17 protein-coding genes are annotated in these 19,910 nt (G+C 73.4%); 8 read left to right on the top strand and 9 right to left on the bottom strand.

Annotation, left to right across the window (positions count from 1 at the left end; genetic code table 11):
• The first annotated feature begins 46 nt into the window (after positions 1–46).
• A complete protein-coding gene (locus AB0883_RS17495) occupies positions 47–2,176 on the top strand; it encodes an efflux RND transporter permease subunit (RefSeq protein WP_366642154.1) in 2,130 nt (709 codons plus the stop codon).
• Between the two features lie 132 nt (positions 2,177–2,308).
• Here the strand turns inward: AB0883_RS17495 and AB0883_RS17490 are convergent, their stop codons facing one another.
• On the bottom strand, positions 2,309–3,373 hold the full coding sequence (locus tag AB0883_RS17490; protein ID WP_366642153.1) for a 12-oxophytodienoate reductase: 1,065 nt from the start codon (positions 3,371–3,373) through the stop codon (positions 2,309–2,311).
• Between the two features lie 60 nt (positions 3,374–3,433).
• On the opposite strand from AB0883_RS17490, the gene AB0883_RS17485 reads away from it, so the two are divergent.
• The gene (locus tag AB0883_RS17485) at positions 3,434–3,775 is read left to right on the top strand and encodes a MerR family transcriptional regulator (RefSeq protein WP_366642152.1); all 342 of its coding nucleotides are present in this window, start codon (positions 3,434–3,436) and stop codon (positions 3,773–3,775) included.
• 169 nt (positions 3,776–3,944) lie between these two features.
• Here the strand turns inward: AB0883_RS17485 and AB0883_RS17480 are convergent, their stop codons facing one another.
• Entirely contained in the window at positions 3,945–5,342 is a 1,398-nt protein-coding gene (locus tag AB0883_RS17480) for a DedA family protein (RefSeq protein ID WP_366642151.1), read from the bottom strand.
• A gap of 135 nt (positions 5,343–5,477) precedes the next feature.
• On the opposite strand from AB0883_RS17480, the gene typA reads away from it, so the two are divergent.
• Entirely contained in the window at positions 5,478–7,346 is a 1,869-nt protein-coding gene (gene typA, locus AB0883_RS17475; RefSeq protein WP_366642150.1) for a translational GTPase TypA, read from the top strand.
• Positions 7,347–7,426: 80 nt separating this feature from the next.
• Here the strand turns inward: typA and AB0883_RS17470 are convergent, their stop codons facing one another.
• The gene (locus AB0883_RS17470) at positions 7,427–8,092 is read right to left on the bottom strand and encodes a methyltransferase domain-containing protein (protein WP_366642149.1); all 666 of its coding nucleotides are present in this window, start codon (positions 8,090–8,092) and stop codon (positions 7,427–7,429) included.
• Positions 8,093–8,157: 65 nt separating this feature from the next.
• Here AB0883_RS17470 and AB0883_RS17465 point away from each other — a divergent pair, with 65 nt between their 5' ends.
• Positions 8,158–9,021: a serine hydrolase gene (locus AB0883_RS17465; RefSeq protein WP_366642148.1), complete on the top strand. Its 864-nt coding sequence runs from the start codon at positions 8,158–8,160 to the stop codon at positions 9,019–9,021.
• Between the two features lie 4 nt (positions 9,022–9,025).
• Here AB0883_RS17465 and AB0883_RS17460 read toward each other — a convergent pair whose 3' ends face one another.
• A complete protein-coding gene (locus AB0883_RS17460; protein ID WP_366642147.1) occupies positions 9,026–9,832 on the bottom strand; it encodes a tyrosine-protein phosphatase in 807 nt (268 codons plus the stop codon).
• Between the two features lie 122 nt (positions 9,833–9,954).
• Between AB0883_RS17460 and AB0883_RS17455 the strand changes: the two genes are divergently transcribed.
• Together AB0883_RS17455 and AB0883_RS17450 are read left to right on the top strand one after the other, a co-directional pair.
• Positions 9,955–11,052 (top strand): mandelate racemase/muconate lactonizing enzyme family protein, encoded by a 1,098-nt coding sequence (locus tag AB0883_RS17455; protein ID WP_121400648.1) that lies wholly within the window; start codon positions 9,955–9,957, stop codon positions 11,050–11,052.
• 58 nt (positions 11,053–11,110) lie between these two features.
• Positions 11,111–12,028 carry an NlpC/P60 family protein gene (locus AB0883_RS17450; protein WP_366642146.1) on the top strand — a complete coding sequence of 306 codons (918 nt, stop codon included), beginning with the start codon at positions 11,111–11,113 and terminating at the stop codon, positions 12,026–12,028.
• Between the two features lie 65 nt (positions 12,029–12,093).
• Here AB0883_RS17450 and AB0883_RS17445 read toward each other — a convergent pair whose 3' ends face one another.
• The 3 genes from AB0883_RS17445 to pnuC all read right to left on the bottom strand — a co-directional run bounded on the left by AB0883_RS17445 (position 12,094) and on the right by pnuC (position 15,248).
• Positions 12,094–13,095: a TerC family protein gene (locus AB0883_RS17445; protein ID WP_366642145.1), complete on the bottom strand. Its 1,002-nt coding sequence runs from the start codon at positions 13,093–13,095 to the stop codon at positions 12,094–12,096.
• 333 nt (positions 13,096–13,428) lie between these two features.
• Positions 13,429–14,598 carry an AAA family ATPase gene (locus tag AB0883_RS17440; protein WP_366642144.1) on the bottom strand — a complete coding sequence of 390 codons (1,170 nt, stop codon included), beginning with the start codon at positions 14,596–14,598 and terminating at the stop codon, positions 13,429–13,431.
• Positions 14,595–15,248 carry a nicotinamide riboside transporter PnuC gene (gene pnuC / locus AB0883_RS17435; protein WP_366642143.1) on the bottom strand — a complete coding sequence of 218 codons (654 nt, stop codon included), beginning with the start codon at positions 15,246–15,248 and terminating at the stop codon, positions 14,595–14,597. The genes AB0883_RS17440 and pnuC overlap by 4 nt, the downstream gene beginning before the upstream one ends.
• A gap of 102 nt (positions 15,249–15,350) precedes the next feature.
• Here pnuC and AB0883_RS17430 point away from each other — a divergent pair, with 102 nt between their 5' ends.
• Positions 15,351–15,644: an antibiotic biosynthesis monooxygenase gene (locus tag AB0883_RS17430; RefSeq protein ID WP_334607336.1), complete on the top strand. Its 294-nt coding sequence runs from the start codon at positions 15,351–15,353 to the stop codon at positions 15,642–15,644.
• A gap of 135 nt (positions 15,645–15,779) precedes the next feature.
• The gene (locus tag AB0883_RS17425; protein ID WP_366642142.1) at positions 15,780–16,538 is read left to right on the top strand and encodes an SDR family oxidoreductase; all 759 of its coding nucleotides are present in this window, start codon (positions 15,780–15,782) and stop codon (positions 16,536–16,538) included.
• Positions 16,539–16,545: 7 nt separating this feature from the next.
• On the opposite strand, the gene AB0883_RS17420 is transcribed toward AB0883_RS17425, so the two are convergent.
• Together AB0883_RS17420 and uvrB are read right to left on the bottom strand one after the other, a co-directional pair.
• Positions 16,546–17,406: a helix-turn-helix transcriptional regulator gene (locus tag AB0883_RS17420; RefSeq protein ID WP_366642141.1), complete on the bottom strand. Its 861-nt coding sequence runs from the start codon at positions 17,404–17,406 to the stop codon at positions 16,546–16,548.
• Positions 17,407–17,533: 127 nt separating this feature from the next.
• Complete coding sequence (uvrB, locus tag AB0883_RS17415) at positions 17,534–19,642, bottom strand: excinuclease ABC subunit UvrB (RefSeq protein WP_366642139.1); 2,109 nt, start codon at positions 19,640–19,642, stop codon at positions 17,534–17,536.
• Positions 19,643–19,910: the final 268 nt, after the last annotated feature.

Raw genomic sequence — 19,910 nt, 5'->3', positions numbered from 1 at the left:
TCTTGACCGTCGAAGCAGATCCGCCGAGAGACCGTGAGGGCATCCGATGTCAGTGTTCACCCGCGTGGCGCGCGGACGGCTCGCCGCGTGGCTCACCGTGGTCGCCGCGATCGTCTTCGGGGCGGCCGTCTTCGCGCTGCCCAAGCCCGACAACCCCACGCCCGTCTCCTCCACCGGCCTGTCCGTCGAGTGGCAGTCGACCCAGGTGGAGCGCCTCCAGGACCAGCTGCCCTCCCGCGACGTCCAGCCGGCGATCGTCGTCGTCAGCCGCGCCGACCGGGCGGCCCTCACCGAGGCCGACCGCGCGGCCCTGACCGGCCAGTCCGGTGACCTCGGCCGGTTCGCCGTCGGCGGTCGCGTCAGCCCGCCGCAGGTCTCCCCCGACGGCACCGTCGCGCTCGTCGCCGTGCCGCTGTCCACCGCCGGCGGGCAGGAGGAGACCGCGGGCCGGATCGACGAGCTCCGCGCCTCCCTGGACGACGCGCCGGCCGGCCTGAACGTGGAGGTCACCGGCGGGCCCGCGTTCGCCACCGACCTGACGAAGGTCTTCGACGGCGCCGACACCACGCTGCTCGCCGTCACCGCCGCCGTCGTGGCGCTGCTGCTGCTCGTCACCTACCGCAGCCCGTTCCTGTGGATCGTGCCGCTCGTCGTCGTCGCGGCGACGGAACAGCTCACGCTGCGCGCCCTCGACACGGTCGTCCCGGCCGTCGGCATCAACCTGCCCGGCGGCGCCGTCACCGGCATCGCCAGCGTTCTCGTGTTCGGCGCCGCCACCAACTACGCGCTGCTGCTCATCGCCCGCTACCGCGAGGAGCTGCGCCGCGAGGAGGACCGCTTCGTGGCGATGCGCGCCGCGCAGCGGCGGGTCGCCGAGCCCATCCTCGCCAGCGGCTCCACCGTCGTCCTCGGCGTACTCACCCTGCTGCTGTCGGAGCAGGAGCTCAACCGCGCCCTCGCCGTGGCCTGCGCCACGGGCGTCGTCCTCGCCATGCTCTCGGCGCTGTTCGTCCTCCCGGCGGTCCTGGTGATCTTCGGACGCGGCCTGTTCTGGCCGTTCGTGCCCCGCGTCGGCGGAGAGATCCGCGAGGGCCGGCTGTGGGGCCGGCTCGGCGCCGCCGTCGAGCGCCGTCCCGCGCCGGTCGCGCTGCTCGCGACGCTGCTGCTGGCCGGGCTCGCCCTCGGCGGGCTCGGCATCCGCACCGGCCTGTCGGAGACCGAGCAGTTCCGGGTCAAGCCGGAGGCGGTCGCCGGGGCGGAGACCCTCGCGCGGTCCTTCCCCGCCGGCACGACCCAGCCGGTCGCCGTGCTCACCACCCCCTCGGCGGTGCGGGCCGTCACGGACACCGCCGCCGGGATCCCCGGCGTCGCCTCCGCGCGTCCCGGCGAGGCGGGCGCCCAGGTGGCCCAGGTCGACGTCGTACTGGAGGCCGAGCCCGGCACCGAGGCCGCGAACCGGGCCGTCGAGGCGCTGCGGGACGCGGTCGCGGCGGTCCCCGGCTCCGCCCCGCCCGCGGTCGAGGGCGCACCCGCAGTCGACGGCGCGGTGGTCGGCGGCGCTGTCGCCGCCACCTACGACGAGAACGAGGCCAACGGCAGGGACCTGCGGCTGATCCTGCCGATCATCCTGCTGCTCGTCGGCGCGGTGCTGGTGCTGCTCCTGCGCGGCCTGGTCGCCCCGCTGCTGCTGGTGCTCACCGTGATCGCGTCGTTCTTCGCCAGCATCGGCGCGTCGTGGCTGCTCTTCGACCACGTGCTGGACATGCCGGCGCTCGACAGCGGCGTCCTGCTGCTGGCCTTCGTGTTCCTGGTGGCGCTCGGCGTGGACTACAACATCTTCCTCGTCACCCGGGCCCGCGAGGACGCCCGGCGCAGCGGTACCCGCGCCGGCATGCTCTCGGCCCTGCGGGTCACCGGCGGCGTCATCACCAGCGCCGGCGTCCTGCTCGCCGCGGTCTTCGCGGTCCTCGGCGTCCTGCCGCTGATCCTGCTGACCCAGATCGGGATCATCGTCTGCATCGGCGTCCTGCTGGACACCCTGCTCGTGCGGACGGTCCTGGTGCCGGCGCTGGCGTTCACGCTCGGCGACCGTTTCTGGTGGCCGGGACGGCTCACGCGCGAGCCCGCCGGGGACGAGGACGAAGCCGGACGCGAATCGGTCACCTCCCGGGACTGATCGGCCCCTCGGAGCGACGGGGGCCGTGGCGTCGCCGCCACGGCCCCCGTCTGCCGTCGTACCGGCACGCTGGCGTCCCGGGTCGGCTCTAGGGCTCGTCACAGGCAGGTCAGGCAGGTTCCGGCTGGAGTACTAGAAGTAGGTGTCCTCGTCGGCCTTGCGGTAGTTGTGGATCTCGTCGAGTCGGCCGGCTGCGGCGAGGGTCACCCACGCCGGGTTGCCGAGCAGGATGCGTCCGAGAGCCACGAGGTCGAATTCGCCGGCGTCGAGCCGGTGGAGCAGGTCGCGTAGAGCGCGGGAGCCGAGGAAGTCGCGGGTCAGGCCGATCGAGCCGACGGTGATGGAGGGCAGGCCGGTGAGGTGCTTGGCCCAGCCGGCCAGATTGCGCGGCGAGCCGGGGAACGCCGGGTCGGCGAAGTTGCGCTGGGAAGCGTGCAGCACGTCGGCGCCGGCCGCGGCGAAGGCGTTGAGGATCACCGCCAGCTCGGCGGGTGACTCTGCGATCCGGGCGGCGTAGTCCCGCTCCTTGAACTGGGAGAACCGCACGATGACCGGCATCTCGGCGGGGACCGCCGTGCGGACCGCCCGGATCACCTCCGCCGGGAACGCGGAACGCCCGGCGGGTGACCCGCCGAAACGGTCGGTGCGGCGATTGGTGTACGGCCAGAGGAACTCGTCGAGCAGGTAGCCGTGCGCGGCGTGAATCTCCACGGCGTCGAAACCGGCCCGTACCGCCACACCGGCGGCGTCGGCGTACGCGGCGAGAAGAACGTCGACGTCGGCGAGGGTCATAGCGTGGCTGTCGCCGGGCACGCCCGACGGGGTCCACGCCGCGATCCCGTCCACCGGTTCGCGTGCGCTGCCGAGATGCCACAGCTGCGCGGCGATCCGGCCGCCGACGGCGTGCACCTCGTCGGTCACCCGCCGCCAGCCTTCCTCCGCCGCTCCGGCGGTCATCCGCGGCACGCTCGTCTCGTGCCCGGCGCTGGGATGCCCGACGAGCACCCCCTCGCTGATGACCAGACCGATGCCGTTGTCGGCCCGGCGCCGGTAGTAGGCAGCGACCTCGGGTGTCGGCACACCGCCGGGCGATCGGAACCGGGTCATCGGCGCCATTACGAAGCGGCTGTTCAGCGGCAGGCCGGCAAGCGTCGTCGGTTCGAGCAGGGAACCCAGTGGGGTCGTCGTCGTGGTCATGCCGTACGCTAAAACCTGACATTGACGTCAAGGGCAAGTCCTGTGACGAGGGAGACACCGATGCGCATCGGCGACCTGGCCACGGCGACCGGCGCGAGCGCCCGATCTCTGCGCTACTACGAGGAACAGGGGCTACTCGCCAGCGAGCGCAGCGCCGGCGGGCAACGGCACTATCCCGAGTCGGCGGTCGAGCGCGTCACGCTCATCCAGTCCCTGCTCGCCGCCGGCCTGTCCAGCAGCACCATCCGCGACGTGTTGCCGTGCATCACCGAGGAGGCGATCCGCACGCCCTGGCTGGCCGCACGGTTGCGCTCGGAGCTCAGCCGGGTCGAGGACCAGATCAACTCTCTGCACCGGACCCGCACCATCCTGGCCGGCCTGGTCGAACACTACGCCGCCTGACACCACCGACGCCCTCGACAGCCGGGGGACGAACGCCAGCCAGCGCTGATCAGTCACGCATCTGCACCAGAGCCCGTTCGGGCGTTTCGCTGCTGGGCCTGGTCCGGGCTGACACCGGCCACGTTCTCCGGATCGACGAGCTTCACATCGAACGCCATGCTGTCCTGCCTCAGGCGTCCGCGCGCAGCGCCACCGGCGCCGGTTCCGCCGGGTCGTCGCCCACCGCCCTGTCGCGGGTGGCCCAGGCGACCACGAACAACGCCGTCCAGGCCACCCCGAGCAGCACCGCCGTGACGCTGCCGCTGGCGGTGCTCAGCCCCAGGTAGAGGCGGGCGCCGACGATGCCGACCACCCCGGCCGCCGCGGCCGTCCAGGCGGCCACCGCCACCGGCCAGCGCGCCCCCCGTGACAGCAGCCAGGCCAGGGTGCAGAGGCTGGCCGCCACCACGGCGTTCTGCGTCGGGAACAGGGCGGCGTCCCGGCCGTCCGGCCCGCCCGCCGCCGGCCCGGCCAGGTCGACCACCACGGCCAGCACCACCAGCGGCACGAACGCCCCGACCGTGCCGACCACGCTGAGCAGGTCCGCCCGCCAGGGCCGGTGCCGCCAGGCCAGCACCGCCGCGACGACGGCCACCAGCACGATCAGGGACGAGCCGCGCAGCACCGAGACCACCGCGAGCGTGACGTCGACCGCCCCGGGCGTACGCCGGTCGGCGAACCAGTCGGCGATCGCGCCGTCGAGCACCGCCAGGCCGCTGTGGCGGACCACCGCCCCGAGCACCCAGGCGATGGCGAGCCCGACCAGGAAGAGCAGCATCAGGCCCGCCACCAGGTTGATCAGCAGCGTCCAGGCCGGCCCGACGTGCATGGCGAGCAGGAAGAACAGCACCCCGTACCGGCCGCGGAGCCAGCGCACCGGCCGCAGGCCCGCCGCCCGCGACGCCAGCGCCCGCGCCGGATCCGGGTTGCGGCCCAGCCACCGCCCCGCCAGCACCACCGCGACCAGCGCGGCCACCAGCACCAGCACCGCGCCGGTGGCGCGCCCGAGCAGCCGGGAGACCGTCTCGTACGACTCGCCGGCCAGGTTGCCCACGAGCACCGAGCCGCCCACCCAGGTCACCACCCCGGCCAGGTTCCACGGCGCGAACCGCCGGTACGGCATCCCGGCCGCCCCGGCCAGCCTGGGCACCAGGGTGCGGGCGAAGGCCACCCAGCGGGCGGTGAGCACCCCGCGCCCGCCCAGCCGGTCGAGCATCGCGTCGGCCCGGCCCCACCGCTCGTGCCCCACCCGCGCGCCCAGCCGGCCGGCGCGCAGCCGGGGCCCGTGCCGCCGACCCGCCCGGTACGCCAGTGTGTCGCCGATCACTGCTGCAAGGATCATCACCAGCAGCGCCGGTACGAGCCGCAGCGTCCCCGCGTACGCTAGGAAGCCGACCAGCAACAGGGTCGCCTCGCCCGGCACCAGCAGACCGAAGATCACGGCGGTCTCCCCCGCGACGACAATCGCGGCGATCACATAGATCAGCAGGGGCGGCAGGCCCTGCAGCGAGGTCAGCAGGTCGTGCATCGGGCCCCCATTCCCACGGGGGTCAGCATGCCAGGCGCTGAAACGGTCGGAACATCAGTTTCGACAGAGATCCGGGCCATCTGGGGGGAGACCCCGACGCGTGCCCCGGCAACCGCAGACAGGAGTATGGAGGGTATGCAGCTTCGCACCGACCTCCGCAACGTCGCCATCATCGCCCACGTCGACCACGGCAAGACGACCCTGGTCGACGCCATGTTGCGGCAGGCCGGCGCCTACGGCGCCCGCGGCGAGGTAACCGAACGGGTCATGGACTCGATGGACCTCGAACGGGAAAAGGGCATCACCATCCTGGCCAAGAACACCGGCGTGCGATACATGCCGGCCGACGGCTCCGACCCGGTGACCATCAACATCATCGACACCCCCGGCCACGCCGACTTCGGCGGTGAGGTCGAGCGCGGCCTGACCATGGTCGACGGGGTGGTGCTGCTGGTGGACGCCAGCGAGGGCCCTCTGCCGCAGACCCGGTTCGTGCTCCGCAAGGCGCTCAAGGCGCGCATGCCGATCATCCTGGTGATCAACAAGGTCGACCGCCCCGACGCCCGGATCAAGGAGGTCGTGGACGACACCTACGAGCTCTTCCTCGACCTGGACGCCGACGAGGAGCAGATCGACTTCCCGATCGTCTACGCCTGCGCCCGCGACGGCATCGCCTCGCTGACCCAGCCCGCCGACGGCGCGGTCCCCGACGACAGCACCAGCCTGGAGCCGTTGTTCCGCACCCTGCTGGACACCATCCCGCCGCCCGCGTACGACCCGGAGGCGCCGCTGCAGGCGCACGTCACCAACCTCGACGCCTCCCCGTTCCTCGGCCGACTGGCGCTGTGCCGGGTGCGGCAGGGCACCATCAGCAAGGGTCAGACGGTGGCCTGGTGCCGCACCGACGGCAGCACCCAGCGGGTCCGCATCTCCGAGCTGCTGATGACCGAGGGCCTGGAGCGCAAGCCGGCCGACTCGGCGGGCCCGGGCGACATCATCGCCGTCGCCGGCATCCCCGAGATCATGATCGGTGAGACCCTGGCCGACGCGGAGGACCCGCGCCCGCTGCCGCTGATCACCGTCGACGAGCCGGCCATCTCGATGACCATCGGCACCAACACCTCGCCGCTGGTCGGCCGGGTCAAGGGCGCCAAGGTCACCGCCCGGATGGTCAAGGACCGGCTCGACAAGGAGCTGGTCGGCAACGTGTCGCTGCGGGTGCTGCCCACCGAGCGCCCCGACGCGTGGGAGGTGCAGGGCCGCGGCGAGCTGGCGCTGGCCATCCTGGTCGAGCAGATGCGCCGCGAGTCCTTCGAGCTGACCGTCGGCAAGCCGCAGGTCGTCACCAAGGAGATCGACGGCAAGACCTGCGAGCCGGTCGAGCGGCTCACCATCGACGCCCCCGAGGAGTACCTGGGCGCGATCACCCAGCTGCTGGCGACCCGCAAGGGCCGGATGGAGCAGCTGGTGAACCACGGCACCGGCTGGATCCGGATGGAGTGGCTGGTCCCGGCCCGGGGCCTGATCGGCTTCCGCACCGAGTTCCTCACCGACACCCGGGGCACCGGCATCCTGCACCACGTCTTCGAGTCGTACGAGCCGTGGTTCGGCGAGCTGCGCACCCGCAACAACGGCTCCCTGGTCGCCGACCGGGCCGGCGCCGTGACGTCGTTCGCGATGATCAACCTCCAGGAGCGCGGCCAGCTCTTCGTCGAGCCGACCACCGAGGTGTACGAGGGCATGATCGTCGGGGAGAACTCCCGCTCCGACGACATGGACGTCAACATCACCAAGGAGAAGAAGCTCACCAACATGCGCGCGTCGACCTCCGACGAGACCGAGAAGCTGATCCCGCCGCGCAAGCTGTCGCTGGAGCAGGCCCTCGAGTTCTGCCGCGAGGACGAGTGCGTCGAGGTCACCCCGGCCGCGATCCGGATCCGCAAGGTGGTGCTCGACCAGACCACCCGTGGCCGGGCCGCCGCCCGCCGCAAGCACGCCGGCTGACGTACGACCGCAGCCGATCCCGGAGCCCGGACCGCCCCGCGCGGTCCGGGCTCCGCCCGTTCCCGGCCCCGCGGCGGCGGTCAGGCGGGGCGGACGGCGAGGAAGGCGAACAGGTCGGGCACCGGCCCGGAGCCGGCCTCGGCCGTGCGGACCAGGGTCAGACCGGCGTCGGTGACCGCGTTGAGCAGGTCGGCCAGCGGCACGTGCCACGCGCCGACACGCACCCGCACCCCGTGCGGCGTCCACGCCCGGAAGCTGCGCTCCCGCTCGGCGTAGCCGCCGTCGATCACGATCCGCCGCGGGTCGGAGCGGTCGGCGAACGCCCCGGTGAAGCACGGGTGCACTCCCACGTGGACGAACCGCCCGCCGGGCGCGAGCACCCGCGCGGCCTCGGCGATCACCGCCGCGTAGTCGGGCACGTCGGTGTGGGCCAGCACGCACGCCACCGCCGGCACCGAGGCGTCGGCCACCGGCAGCGCCGCCGCGTCGGCGCGGGCCACCGGCAGGCGCGGCCGGGCGTGCCGCAGCTGCCCGGCGGACAGGTCGACCCCCACCGGGTCCCAGCCCAGCCTGCGCAGCTCCGCCGCCTGGAGCCCGGTGCCGCAGCACAGGTCGAGGCAGCGGCCGGGGCCGGGCCCGAGCAGGTCGCCGAGCCGGGCGCGGACCCGGGTCATGTAGCCGCTGGACGTGTCGGTGGCGAACGCCTCGTACCAGTCGGCGTGCGCGTCGTAGGCGGCAACCGTCATCCCCGCACGGTACGACCGATCGCCCCGGCCCGCCGCCCCGTCGGCGATCCGTTACGGTCAGCCGCATGACCTGGGACGAGCTCGACGCCCATCTGGACGGGGTACCCGGCACCGTGTCGGCGTACGTGGGGCGGGTCGGCGCCGCCCCCACCTGGACCCGGCACGCCGACGCGACCCACTACGCGGCCAGCACCATGAAGGCGGCGGTGCTCGTCGCGCTGCACCGCGCCGCCGAGGCCGGCACCCTCGACCTGGACACGCCGGTGCCGGTGCGCAACGAGTTCGACTCCGCGCTGCCCGGCGCGCCCCGGTTCTCCTGCGCGCGGCACTACGACAACGACGAGGCCGTCTGGGAACGGCTCGGCGGCGGCGCGCCGCTGCGCTGGCTCGCCCACCGGATGATTGTCCGCTCCAGCAACCTCGCCACCAACCTGGTCATCGGCCACGTCGGACTGCCGGCGGTGGCACGGGTGTGGGACCTCGCCGGGGCCCGGCACAGCGTCACCGGCCGGGGCATCGAGGACTTCGCGGCCCGCGAGGCGGGCGTCACCAACCTCGTCACCGCCGCCGACCTGGCCGCGTTGCTCGGCGCGCTGGCCGCCGGCGCGGGCACCCCGGTCCCGCTGGCCTCACCGGCCGGCTGCGCGGCCATGCTCGACGTGCTGTTCGCCCAGGAACACCGCGAGGACCTGGCCGCCGGGCTGCCCGAGGGCACCCGCATCGCGCACAAGAACGGCTGGGTGCGCGGCGTGCGCCACGGCGCCGGGGTGGTCTTCCCCGACGACGCGCCGCCGTACGCCGTCGTCGTCTGCACCACCACCGACCTCGCCGACGGCGGCCCCGGCGGCGAGGAGGACGACGACGCCTGCCGGCTGATCGCGCGGGTGTCCGCCGCCGCCTGGGACGCCCGCCGCGACCTGCGCCCCTGACGCCTCACTCCAGCAGCTGCCCCCGCAGCGCCGCCAGCACGTCGTCGGTCACCCCGAGCCCGTCGCGCAGGTACGCCCCGAACGACCCGTGCACCCGACGCACCTCCGCGTACGCGGCGTCCAGGTACTCCTCGCGCACCTCCAGCACCGGGCGTACCGCCTCGACGTCCAGCCCCGGCATCCGCCGCCGCATCGCCTCCAGCAGGACCTCCCGCAGGCTCTCGGTCAGCCGGTTGTTCGCCAGGTAGTCCGCCCGGATCGCCGCCTCGTCCACGCCGAGGGCGCTGAGCAGCAACACCGTCAACCAGCCCGTGCGGTCCTTCCCCGCCGAACAGTGGTAGACCAGCGGCAGGTTCTCCGCCTCCGCCGCCAGCCGCACCGCCGCGCCGAAGTTCGCCCGCGCCGACTCGCCGCTGACGAACCAGCGGTAGATCGCCGCCATCGCCGCCGGAGTGCCCTGCTCCGCCAGGGCCTCGTACGCGCCCAGGTCGTGCCCCAGCAGCACCGCCGAGACGTACGTGAAGACGGGGTGCTCGGCGTCGTGCACCGGCAGGTGCACCACCCGCGGCTCCCCGGTGAGCCGGTCCGGCGGGGCCACCGCCGTCTCCGAGTGGTCCCGCAGGTCGACCACGCAGGCCGGGCCCAGCTTGGCCAGCACCGGCAGGTCCTCGTCGGTCAGCCGACCCAGCGCCGGGGTGCGGATCAGCACCCCGGGACGCACCCTTCGGCCGTCGGCGCCGACGAGCCCGCCGAGGTCCCGCGCGTTCGGCGCGCCCACCAGTTCCCAGCCCTGCTCGCTTCGCCCGCTCATGCCGGCACTCCGCTGCGCTCCGTGCCGCCCTGCGGCAGCACCGCCCCGCACCCGATGACTCGCTCACGTTCGCTCATGCCGGCCTCCCCTTCGCCTGCCCGTGCCCGTATAGGGTGCCGCACATGACGATCGCCGCGGTACGCACCCACCGGCTCTCCGCCCCGTTGCACACGCCGTTCGTCACCGCGCTGCGCCGCACCACCACCGTGGAGACCCTGGTGGTGGAGGTGGTCGACGCCGACGGCCGGTCCGGCTTCGGCGAGGCACCGCAGGTGTGGCAGGTGACCGGGGCGTCGGTCGCCGGTTCCGAGGCGTGCGTCCGCGAGCTGCTCGGCCCGGCGCTCACCGGCCGCGACGCCGACGACCTGGTGGCCCGCTGCACCGAGGTGCAACGGGCGGTCGTCGGCAACGAGGCGGCCAAGGCGGCCGTCGACGTCGCGCTGCACGACCTGGCCGCGCGGCGGCTCGGCGTACCGCTGGTGCGGCTGCTCGGGGGCACCGCCCTGCGGGTGCCCACGGACGTCACGCTCGCCGCGGGCGACGCGGTGGACCTGGCGGCGGCGGCCCGGCAGCGGCGGGCGGAGGGCTTCGGCGTGCTCAAGCTGAAGGTGGGCACCGACGCCGCCGGCGACCTGGAGCGGGTCCGCGCGGTGCGTTCCGCCGTCGGCGACGGGGTCCGCATCCGGCTGGACGCCAACCAGGGCTGGACCCCGCGCGAGGCGGTCCGGGTGATCCGCGGCGTCGAGGACGCCGGGCTCGACGTGGAACTGGTCGAGCAGCCGGTCGCCCGCTGGGACCTGGACGGGCTGGCCTGGGTCAGCGACCGGGTGGACGTGCCGATCCTCGCCGACGAGTCGGTCTTCGGCGTCCGCGACCTGGTCGAGGTGATCCGCCGCCGGGCCGCCGACATGGTCAACGTCAAGCTCGCCAAGTGCGGCGGCCTGCATCCGGCCCGGACGCTGCTCGACCTCGCCGCCGCGCACGGCCTCGGCACCGTCGTCGGATCGATGATGGAGAGCCAGGTGGGCATCGGCGCCGCTGCGAGCCTGGTCGGCGCCTACGGCACCACCGCCGTGGCCGACCTGGACGCCGCCTGGTGGCTGGCCTGGTCGCCGGTGCGCGGCGGCCTGCGGTACGACGGCGCGACCGTCGTGCTGCCGGACGCGCCGGGTCTCGGCATCAGCTCCGTGACTGAAGCAAAGATGCAGACTACTGGTTGATGCTTGTCGAAAACTTTCATATGGTCGCGGGAACGATCGGCGCGAGCTGGGGGTGGACGTGGAGCTGCAACCGGGCCGGGAGGCCGTGGTCCGGGTCGCGGTCGCGACCCTCTGGAGCTGCCCCGAGGCGGTACGCCCCGTCGACGGCCCCGCCCTGGCCGCGCGTACCGACATCGCCGCCTGGATCTCCGGCATGGACACCGACCAGCAGGTCGGCGACTGTGTGCTGAGCCAGCTGCTGCTCGGCGAGCGGGTGCTGGTCACCGAACTGCGCCCGGACGGCTGGGCCCACGTGGTGGCGGTCGAGCAGCCGGCTCCCCGGCTGCACCCGCGCGGCTACCCCGGCTGGCTGCCCACCGAGCAGCTCGCCCCGGTCGCCGGCACCGCCGACGCCGACCCGCTCGTGGTCGACGCCACCGTCACCGCGCTGCGCGACGCGCCGGGTGGCGCCGAGGTGCTTCCCGGGGTGATCCTGGGCACCCGGCTGATCCCGTCCGGGCCGGCGGTCGACGGCTGGCAACCGGTGCACGCGCCGGGCCACTCCGTGCCGCTCTGGCTGCCCTGCGCCGACGCGGTGCCGATGCCCACGACTCCCCCGTCGGCCGACGAGGTGCTGGCCGTCGCGCAGCGCCTGGTCGACGTCGTCTACATCTGGGGCGGGGTGTCGGCACACGGCATCGACTGCTCCGGCCTGGTCCACCTGGCCTGGCGGCGGCTCGGCGTGCTGCTGCCGCGCGACGCCAGCGACCAGGCGACGGTGACCACGCCGGTGCCCCTGGGCGCGGAACGCCCCGGCGACCTCTACTTCTTCGCCCGGCCCGGACGCCGGATCCACCACATCGGGATCGTCACCGCCGACCCGCGCCCCGGCGACGACCGGCGGATGCTGCACGCCTGCTACCTGCGGCGCCGGGTGCTGGAGGAGCGGCTGCCCGACGAGCGCACCGCCACCCTGGTCGGCGCGCACCGCGTCTGACCCGCGTACGGCGCGAGAGGGGCGCTCCCGACCGGGAGCGCCCCTCTCGTCGCGTCGCGTACGCCTCAGAGGCGGGCGTCGGTCAGCACCCGCCGCCGGTCGCGGGAGGACTTGACCAGGCTGGCCACGGTGGCCACGGCGAGGGTGCCGAGGATGATCGTCAGTGAGAGCCAGATCGGGATGTGCGGGGCCCAGGAGACGTGCTCGCCGCCGTTGATGAACGGCAGCTTGTTGTCCGCGAGGGCCTCCAGCACCAGCTTGACGCCGATGAAGCCGAGCACCACGGCCAGGCCGTAGCTGAGGTAGATCAGGCGGTTGAGCAGGCCACCGAGCAGGAAGTAGAGCTGCCGCAGGCCCATCAGCGCGAAGACGTTGGCGGTGAAGACCAGGTACGGCTCCTGGGTGATGCCGAAGATCGCCGGAATCGAGTCGAGCGCGAAGATCAGATCGGTGGTGCCGATGGCGATCATGACGATCAGCATCGGGGTGAAGATCCGCTTGCCCTTCACCGTGTGGGTGGTCAGCCTGGCGCCGTCGTAGTCCCGGGAGATCGGCAGCGCCTTGCGGCTCCACCGGATCAGCAGGTTCTCGGAGAACTCGTCCTCGTCGGGCTCGCCCTGCCGGGCGAGGTTGATCGCGGTGTAGATCAGGAACGCGCCGAAGATGTAGAACACCCAGGAGAACTGCGAGATCAGCGCCGCGCCGGCCGCGATGAAACCGCCCCGCATGACCAGCGCCAGCACGATGCCGATGAGCAGCACCTTCTGCTGGTACTGCCGGGGCACCCCGAAGCGGGCCATGATGATCACGAAGACGAACAGGTTGTCGACCGAGAGGCTGTACTCCGTCAGCCAGCCGGTGTAGAACTGCCCGGCCGCGCTGGCCCCGGAGGCCAGCCAGACGCCACCGCCGAAGATCAGGGCCAGGGCGACGTAGAAGCCCACCCAGAGGCTCGACTCACGCACGCTGGGCTCGTGCGGCCGCCGACCGACGATCAGCAGATCCACGAGCAGGATCCCGGTCAGGGCGACGAGCGTCCCCGCCCAGACCAGTCCGGACACGTCCAATGTTCATTCCTCCGGCAGACACGCAACGACGGGCACACCGTACGCCCTCGGTGGACGCGGTGTGCCGGCGACGCTGACTCTGGTGACTGACGGAGGTCTCTTCCGTCGCCGTCCCCGAGGGGGCGGCGACCGACGGGCCGGGTCGCGCATCCAGGATCGGCGCTCGACCGTGCTGACGACTCCGTCGCGGGGGAATACTCCCCTCCTCGCCCGTCATTCTTGCCCACCGCCGCCAGTGGCCGCATCCCGGGTCGTGAGTGTCCTTTCCCACCCCGGGCATCGATGCTGGTGGCGGGGTGGCATCGAGACCGGCCGCACCGCCCGTTGGGCATCCTAGGAGGCTAGGTGCTCCTGGTCGGCGGCGACCAGCGGGTCGGCCAGCGGCCAGCCGGCCGCGAGCAGGGCGTCGCAGGCGGCCACCGCCCGGGCCAGTCGCTGCCGGTGCGGGCCGGTCAGCTCGACCACCGGCACCCCGCAGCCCGCCAGTACCGCCCGGAACCGCCCCGTCATCCACGCCCGCAGGTGCTCGCCGTCGCGCAGCCCGTCGTCGTCGAAGGGCACCCCGACGTGGTCGGTCAGCAGGTACAGCGCGGGACGCCGGGCCGCCGCGCGCACCCGCGCCGACGTCGACCCCAGGTACCGCTCCTCCCAGACGGCGGTGGCCCGCGCGTCCGTGTCGCAGAACAGCAGCGGGCCGCACGACCTCGCCGCGGCGTCCTCCGCCGCCTGCTGCTCCCGGACCACCTCGGCGAAGTCGTCGCGGTCCCAGACCACGTCGAAGACCGTGGCCGCCGGATCCCGCCGGCGCAGCCGGGCCAGCTTCCGCGCGGTCAGCTCCCGGCCGTACTCCGGGACCCAGCGGGTGCCGTAGTGCGCGGCGAGGGCGGCGGCCATCGTGGTGGTGCCGGTCGACTCCGCGCCGAGGACCACCACCCGCCGGACGAACCACGCCCGCACCGGCGCGCTGAGCCGGTCCCAGTGCCCCGCCGGGTCCGCGCGCACCGCCGTCCCCGACACGGGCACGCCGCGCCGCCCCGGGTCCACGCAGACCGACACCGCGTCGAACCGCCGGGCCAACTCCTCGCCGTACGGCTCGGAGGAGAAGACGGCGTCCACCGGCGCCCCGCCCAGCGCCTCCCGGAAGACCGCGCAGTGCAGGTCCCAGACCGCCGGGTCGGCGTAGTCCACCGGGTGGTCGTCGTAGCGGCCGACGAAGCGGACCCACGGGGTGGCCGCGTGCACCTCGCGCAGCCAGTCGAGCCGCAACGCGAGCGGTATCGACTCCCGGCGGGACGGTGCCACCACCACGGTGACGGCCGCGCAGCGGGCGGCGGCGGCCTCGATCAGCGCGTGGTGGCCCGCGTGCGGCGGGTAGAACTTGCCCACCACCATCGCGTGCCGAAACTCCGGCGGGGCCGGCCCGCCGCCGACGCCCACCTCCCCGGTGACGCCGCCGACGCCCGTCGCCCCGGTCACGCCGTCGGCGGGGCCCGCCCCGGTCACGCCGCCGCCGGTGCCGGGCCCGGGGGCACCGGGGTCGGGGCGGCGCCGCGCCGCAGGTCCGCCCGCCACTCGCGCAGCCCGAGCACGCAGAGCCCGAGGAAGATCACGTAGAGGGCCGCGGTGAGGTACAGGCCCTTGTAGGCGTACAGCGGGATGTAGATCAGGTCGGCGGCGATCCACAGCCACCAGCTCTCCACCCGCTTGCGGGTCTGCCCGTACGTCGCCAGCAGCGACAGCGCGGTGGTCAGCGCGTCCGGCAGCGGCACGGTGGAGTCGGTGGCCCGGTCCAGCAGCGCCCAGAGCCCGCCGGTCAGCACCATGCCCGCCGCCGCCAGCGCCCACCACTCCCGGCGGCCCGTGCGGCCGACCGTGAGCCGGGTGCGCCGCTCTCCGCCGTACAGCCACGCCCACCAGCCGTACAGGCCCAGGCCGACGTAGACGACCTGGAGGCCGGCGTCGGCGTAGAGACCGGCCGTCCAGAACAGCAGCATCAGCAGCAGCACGTTGGCGATGCCGACCGGCCAGTTGGCGATCCGCTGCCGGGCCACCAGCCAGACGTTGAGCACCCCGGTGGCGAAGCCCAGCAGCTCCGCCCAGGTGGTGCCGGTGCCCGCCACGGTGAACGCCGTGCCGGTCAGCCAGTCGATCATTCGCCTCCCCCTTTTCCGCGCGCCCACCCTAGATCCGCCCGGCCTGCGGGAACAGGCCCCCGCGGCGTCCGGCCCGCACCGCGGCATGAAAGGCTTCCGGGCATGGTGCTTGAGGTCGCGCTCATCGACGTACTGCCGGGACACGAGGACGAGTTCGCCGCCGCGTACGCCAAGGGGCATCCGGTGCTCGCCGGCACGCCCGGCTGCCGGTCCGTGCGGATGACCCGGGGCGTCGAGTCTCCGAGCCGGTTCGTGCTGCTGGTCGAGTGGGACTCGGTCGAGGCGCACAACGACAACTTCCGCGCCACCGAGCGCTTCGCGCAGTGGCGGGCGCTGATCGGCCCGCACTTCGCCAACCCGCCGCTGGTCGAGCACTTCGTGGACGTGCCGGCCTGAGCTGTCGTACCCCTGCCCTAGGGTGCGCCGTGCACGCGACGGCCGCCGGTCCCGACGGGCTCGGGGGCGCCGGGCCCGGTTGCCGCGCGGAGATATCCGCTGGCCCCCGGTCGCCGACGCCGGTTGACTGGTCCCATGACGCAGCGGGTGGCCCTCGTGACGGGCGTGAGTCGTCGGACCGGCATCGGCGCGGCGGTCGCCCGCACACTCGCCGCGGACGGCTGGCGGCTGCTGCTCACCGGCCTGCCGGAGTTCGACGACGCCCAGCCCTACGGCGGCGATCCCGGGGGCGTGCCGGCCCTGCTCGGTGAGCTGGGCGACGCCGGACACGTCCGAGCCGACCTGCTCGACCCGGCCGCGCCCGCCGGCCTGGTCGCCGAGGCGCTACGCCGGCACGGCCGGCTCGACGCGGTGGTCGCCGTGCACGCCTACTGCACCCACACGCCGTTCGGCACGCTGGATCCGGCCGAGATCGACCGGCACCTGCTGGTCAACGTGCGGGCCACGCTGCTGCTCGCCGAAGCGTTCGCCGAGGCGTTCACCGCCGGATCGGGTGGCCGGCTGGTGCTCTTCTCCACCGGCCAGCGCCTCAGCCCGATGCCGCAGACTCTCGCCTACGCGATCAGCAAGGCGGCGGTGGAGAACGCGACCTTCCAGCTCTCCCCGCTGCTGATGCCACGGGGCATCACCGTCAACTGCGTGCACCCGGGCCCGACGGACACCGGATACGCGTCGCCCGAGGCGTACGCCGAGGTCGCCAAGCTCTTTCCGGGCGGACGCTGGGGCACGCCGCAGGACGCCGCCCGGCTGGTGCGGTTCCTCTGCTCGTCCGACGCCGACTGGATCACCGGCCAGGTGATCGACTCGGAGGGCGGCTTCCGCCGCCACCTGTGAGCCTGGCTCAGCCGGCGGCGAGCCGGTCCAGCGCCGCGACCGTCTCCTCCGGGCCGAGGGCCGCGTCCAGCAGCCAGCCGGTGAGCTGCTCGTAGCGGTCGACGTCGGCGAGCGTCACCAGCCGCACGTCGGTGGTGAGCGCCTCCAGCATCACCGTGCGCGGGTCGGCCGGGTCGGGGAACGAGTAGCAGGAGTACGGCGTCAGCGGCTGCGCCCCGCCCCGCGCGGCGACGCCCCGGGGCAGCAGCCGGATCGTCACGTGCGGCAGGGCCGCCAGCTCGACCAGGTGCCGCAGCTGCTCCCGCCACACCTGCGGCGGGGTGTCGCCGGCCTCGCAGGCGGCCTCGGTGAGCAGCGCCGTGTATCGGGGCGGGTCCGCCCGCCGCAGCACCTCGTGCCGCAGCGCCCGGGCGCGCACGTCGGCGTCCACGTCGAGGGCGGGGTCGAGCAGCTGGCCGGCGGCGAGCCGCAGCCGGGCGTACGCCGGGGTCTGGAGCAGCCCCGGCACGATCGCGGGCTGCCAGTCCACGATGCTCGCCGCGCCGGCCTCCAGCTCGGCGTAGGTGCGCTGTCGCTCGCCCATCTCCCCCAGCGCCTTCCACCAGCCCCGGCTGGTGGCGGCGTCGCGGGCGATGACGATGAGCGCGTCGCGCTGCGGCGGCGGCACCTCGTAGACGTCGAGCAGGTCGAGCACGTCGGCCAGGTCCGGCCGGCTCTGCCCCAGCTCGATGCGGGACAGCTTGGAGGTGGAGGCCCAACCCAGCCGGTCGCAGACCTGTTCCAGGGTCAGCGCCTCCCGTCGTCGCAGCTGACGCAGCTCGGCGCCCAACCGGGCGCGACGAATGACCGGACTCGTTGGCAACGGCATCCCCAGCCTCCCCACCGAGGGAGAGTAGCCAGGACGATCACTGAGCGCAATAGCCTGCTCGCGTACCGCAATCAGCCGCGCGGAGCGGCCAGCCACCGCCGCCCAGGTGGGCGCGGGAGCGGGCCGCTCACTTCACGCCGGCCGCGTCCATGCCCCGCAGCTCCTTCTTGAGGTCGGCGACCTCGTCGCGGATCCGGGCCGCCAGCTCGAACTGGAGCTCCCGCGCCGCGGCCAGCATCTGGTCGTTGAGCTCCTGGATGAGCTGGGCCAGCTCGGCCCGCGCCATCCCCTCCCGCGCGGGCCCGGCGCCGCCGGTCCGGCTGCGGCTGCGGGTCTCCTTGACCGGCGCCTTGCCCCGGGAGAGCTGCCGTACGGCGCCGCCGACGCGGCTGTTCTCGGTGTCCTCCGCCTCGCGGTAGATGTCGTCGAGGATGTCGTGGATCTTCTTGCGCAGCGGCTCGGGACTGATGCCGTGCGCCTCGTTGTGCGCGATCTGCTTGTCCCGCCGCCGGTTGGTCTCCCCGATCGCCTCCGCCATCGACGGAGTGATCTTGTCGGCGTACATGTGCACCTGACCGGAGACGTTCCGCGCCGCCCGGCCGATGGTCTGGATCAACGACCGGCCGCTGCGCAGGAAGCCCTCCTTGTCGGCGTCGAGGATGGCGACCAGCGACACCTCCGGCAGGTCGAGACCCTCCCGGAGCAGGTTGATGCCGACCAGCACGTCGTAGTCGCCCTTGCGCAGCTCCCGCAGCAGCTCCACGCGGCGCAGCGTGTCGACCTCGGAGTGCAGGTAGCGCACCCGGATGCCGTTCTCCAGGAGGTAGTCCGACAGGTCCTCGGCCATCTTCTTGGTCAGCGTGGTGACCAGCACCCGCTCGTCGCGCTCGGTGCGCAGCTTGATCTCGTGCATGAGGTCGTCGATCTGGCCCTTGGTGGGCTTGACGACGACCTCCGGGTCGATCAGACCGGTGGGCCGGATCACCTGCTCGACGAACTCGCCCTGGGCCTGCTCCAGCTCCCACGGGCCGGGCGTCGCGGAGAGGAAGACCATCTGGCCCACCCGCTCCAGGAACTCGTCGAAGCGCAGCGGCCGGTTGTCGGCGGCGCTGGGCAGCCGGAAGCCGTGGTCGATCAGCATCCGCTTGCGGGACGCGTCGCCCTCGTACATCCCGCCGATCTGCGGGATGGTCACGTGCGACTCGTCGACGACAGTGAGGAAGTCGTCGGGGAAGTAGTCGAGCAGGCAGTGCGGCGGACTGCCCGGCAGCCGGCCGTCCATGTGCATCGAGTAGTTCTCGATGCCGGAGCAGAACCCGACCTGGCGCATCATCTCGATGTCGTAGGTGGTGCGCATCCGCAGCCGCTGCGCCTCCAGCAGCTTGCCCTGCCGTTCCAGCTCGGCCAGCCGCTCGGCCAGTTCGGCCTCGATGTCGCGGATCGCCCGCTCCATCCGCTCGGGCCCGGCCGCGTAGTGGGTGGCCGGGAAGATGACCAGCCCGTCGACCTCCTTGACCACGTCGCCGGTGAGGGGGTTGAGGTAGTAGAGCTTCTCCACCTCGTCGCCGAAGAGCTCGATCCGGACGGCCAGCTCCTCGTAGGCCGGGATGATCTCCAGCGTGTCGCCGCGGACCCGGAAGGTGCCCCGGTTGAAGGCCATGTCGTTGCGCGTGTACTGGATGTCGACCAGCCGGCGCAGCAGCTGGTCACGGTCCAGCTCCTGCCCGACCGCGACCCGCACCGCGCGGTCGAGGTATTCCTCCGGGGTGCCCAGGCCGTAGATCGCCGAGACGGTGGCCACCACGATCACGTCGCGGCGGGTGAGCAGCGACATGGTCGCCGAGTGCCGCAGCCGCTCGACCTCCTCGTTGATCGAGGAGTCCTTCTCGATGTAGGTGTCGGTCTGCGGGATGTAGGCCTCGGGCTGGTAGTAGTCGTAGTAGGAGACGAAGTATTCGACCGCGTTGTGCGGCAGCAGCTCGCTGAACTCCTTGGCCAGCTGCGCGCAGAGCGTCTTGTTGGGCGCCAGCACCAGCGTCGGCCGTTGCACCCGCTCGATCAGCCACGCGGTGGTGGCGCTCTTGCCGGTGCCGGTCGCGCCGAGCAGCACGGTGTTGCGGTCGCCGCGCCGGACCCGACGCTCCAGCTCGTCGATCGCCGCCGGCTGGTCGCCGGCCGGCTGGAACTCGCTGATGACCTGGAAGCGGCCGTCGAGCCGGGGAATGTCGAGCGCCATGACCCCCACGGTACGCCGGGGGTCCGACACCGCGACGCGACTACGCCCGGTCCGTGATCGGCTTCGATATTCGCATTGTGTGGCGCATCTCACCGGACTACGCTCTCCGTGTAGGCCGCTCGCGGCGGCCGTCCGGGCAGGTGGCCAGGCCGTCAGGGCCGGCCCGCCCCCGGCACAGGGTCGCAGCACCCGGCATGCCCGGCGTGCGCACCCGATGTGGTCGCGCGTGAGGCGCTGACCGGCCGCCGCGAGCGCCCCTGCTCGTCAC

Origin of the sequence: Micromonospora sp. NPDC047812 (assembly GCF_040704175.1) — a bacterium.
In the GTDB taxonomy this organism is placed as follows: domain Bacteria; phylum Actinomycetota; class Actinomycetes; order Mycobacteriales; family Micromonosporaceae; genus Micromonospora.
Note: the sequence above shows the minus strand (reverse complement) of the source record. Positions and strands in the feature narration are given on the sequence as shown.

Bases quoted from the DNA above. Each gene is read 5' to 3' on its own strand.
- AB0883_RS17495 (WP_366642154.1), top strand. From the start codon at position 47: ATGTCAGTGTTCACCCGCGTGGCGCGCGGACGGCTCGCCGCGTGGCTC.
- AB0883_RS17490 (WP_366642153.1), bottom strand. From the start codon at position 3,373: ATGACCACGACGACGACCCCACTGGGTTCCCTGCTCGAACCGACGACG.
- AB0883_RS17485 (WP_366642152.1), top strand. From the start codon at position 3,434: ATGCGCATCGGCGACCTGGCCACGGCGACCGGCGCGAGCGCCCGATCT.
- AB0883_RS17480 (WP_366642151.1), bottom strand. From the start codon at position 5,342: ATGCACGACCTGCTGACCTCGCTGCAGGGCCTGCCGCCCCTGCTGATC.
- typA (WP_366642150.1), top strand. From the start codon at position 5,478: ATGCAGCTTCGCACCGACCTCCGCAACGTCGCCATCATCGCCCACGTC.
- AB0883_RS17470 (WP_366642149.1), bottom strand. From the start codon at position 8,092: ATGACGGTTGCCGCCTACGACGCGCACGCCGACTGGTACGAGGCGTTC.
- AB0883_RS17465 (WP_366642148.1), top strand. From the start codon at position 8,158: ATGACCTGGGACGAGCTCGACGCCCATCTGGACGGGGTACCCGGCACC.
- AB0883_RS17460 (WP_366642147.1), bottom strand. From the start codon at position 9,832: ATGAGCGGGCGAAGCGAGCAGGGCTGGGAACTGGTGGGCGCGCCGAAC.
- AB0883_RS17455 (WP_121400648.1), top strand. From the start codon at position 9,955: ATGACGATCGCCGCGGTACGCACCCACCGGCTCTCCGCCCCGTTGCAC.
- pnuC (WP_366642143.1), bottom strand. From the start codon at position 15,248: ATGATCGACTGGCTGACCGGCACGGCGTTCACCGTGGCGGGCACCGGC.
- AB0883_RS17430 (WP_334607336.1), top strand. From the start codon at position 15,351: ATGGTGCTTGAGGTCGCGCTCATCGACGTACTGCCGGGACACGAGGAC.
- AB0883_RS17425 (WP_366642142.1), top strand. From the start codon at position 15,780: ATGACGCAGCGGGTGGCCCTCGTGACGGGCGTGAGTCGTCGGACCGGC.
- AB0883_RS17420 (WP_366642141.1), bottom strand. From the start codon at position 17,406: ATGCCGTTGCCAACGAGTCCGGTCATTCGTCGCGCCCGGTTGGGCGCC.
- uvrB (WP_366642139.1), bottom strand. From the start codon at position 19,642: ATGGCGCTCGACATTCCCCGGCTCGACGGCCGCTTCCAGGTCATCAGC.